We start from the raw sequence: 1,155 nt of genomic DNA on the forward strand, positions 1-1,155 counted from the left end.
AGCCCGATCAGCGACCAGATCTTGCGCTTGGCATAGGGCCCCTCGAGCACCGTGTATTCGGCATCGAGGTATACCGCGCCGGTGGAGGCCCGCTTGGCATAGCCGCCGGTCCAGCCCTGTGCGGGATCGTCGAACCCACCCGGGCGGATGGTCATGCGCACCTTGGCCAGCGTGCCCTTGGGGATGACGTTGGCATTCGATTGCGCGTCGTTGAAATCGTTCCAGAGAGACATGGGGGTCGTCCTTTCAGTTGGTGGGATTGGAGTTGGGGGTTGCCTGCGCCTTGGGCGGCGCCGGAAGCTCGGGGGCCTGGTAGGTCAGCCGGCGTTCTTCGGCGGCGAGCGGGCCGCGGATCTTCTCCATCAGCCGACCCAGATGGGGGGCCTCGAGCATCTCGAGCCGCCCGGAGCGGTCCTTGGCCGGATAGCCCCATGGGTTCAGCGTCTGGCAGACAAAGCCGCGCTGCAGGGTGCCATCCTCGGCCTTGAACTCTGCCATGGTGATGACCTGATCGACGATGCCCGGCAGCTCGAGCCCGGTCTTGGAGCCGTCGATCTGCGGCTGGAACACCGGGCGATTGAAGTCGTCGAGCTTCCGGTCGAGGATGCCGACGAACCAGACATTCTTCGCCCGCGTGTGCTGCAGATGCGTGAGCCAGGCGATCATCTCGCGGCCGTGCAGGCCGTACGCGCCGCGCACGTCCGGTTTGCCGGTCTTTTCCGAATGAGCTTCAGGCTGGCCCTTGCACCAGCCAAAGCACAGCCGCCCCGCCACGGTGATCGAGTCGATGAACACGGTGTCGTACTTTTCCAGCACCGCCGGATCGCCGAACTTGGCGCAGACCGCGTCAAAATGCGCCTGGCTGTAGGGCTGGTCGCCCCGCAGCGCCGGGTTGGGCCCGCCGATGAACACCGCGAAATCCCGGCATTCCGCCCATGTCCGCGGGCGGATCACATCCACGCCCAGCCCTTCGATGGCCAGATCGCCGGCCTCGAGATCGAAAAACAGCGTGGTCGAGTTTTCCAGCGTCCAGAGCAGGCTGGTCTTGCCGATCCCCGAAGGGCCGAAGATCACGCCCTTGATGCCGCGGGTTTCCGCCAGCCGCTGGTCGGCGGTGATGATGGGAAGCGCGCCGGTCATGACAGCACCTCCGTC

1 protein-coding gene and 1 pseudogene are annotated in these 1,155 nt (G+C 65.7%); both read right to left on the minus strand.

Annotated features, from left to right (window positions below):
• Positions 1-233, minus strand: a pseudogene (locus V8324_RS21965) (hypothetical protein); the annotation flags it as partial.
• A gap of 13 nt (positions 234-246) precedes the next feature.
• Positions 247-1,140: an ATP-binding protein gene (locus V8324_RS21970; RefSeq protein WP_336422008.1), complete on the minus strand. Its 894-nt coding sequence runs from the start codon at positions 1,138-1,140 to the stop codon at positions 247-249.
• Positions 1,141-1,155 lie beyond the last annotated feature (15 nt).

Origin of the sequence: Roseovarius sp. D22-M7 (assembly GCF_037083785.1) — a bacterium.
Lineage (GTDB): Bacteria > Pseudomonadota > Alphaproteobacteria > Rhodobacterales > Rhodobacteraceae > Roseovarius.

Excerpts from the sequence above, each read along its gene's own strand:
- V8324_RS21970 (WP_336422008.1), bottom strand. The coding sequence starts at position 1,140 with ATGACCGGCGCGCTTCCCATCATCACCGCCGACCAGCGGCTGGCGGAA.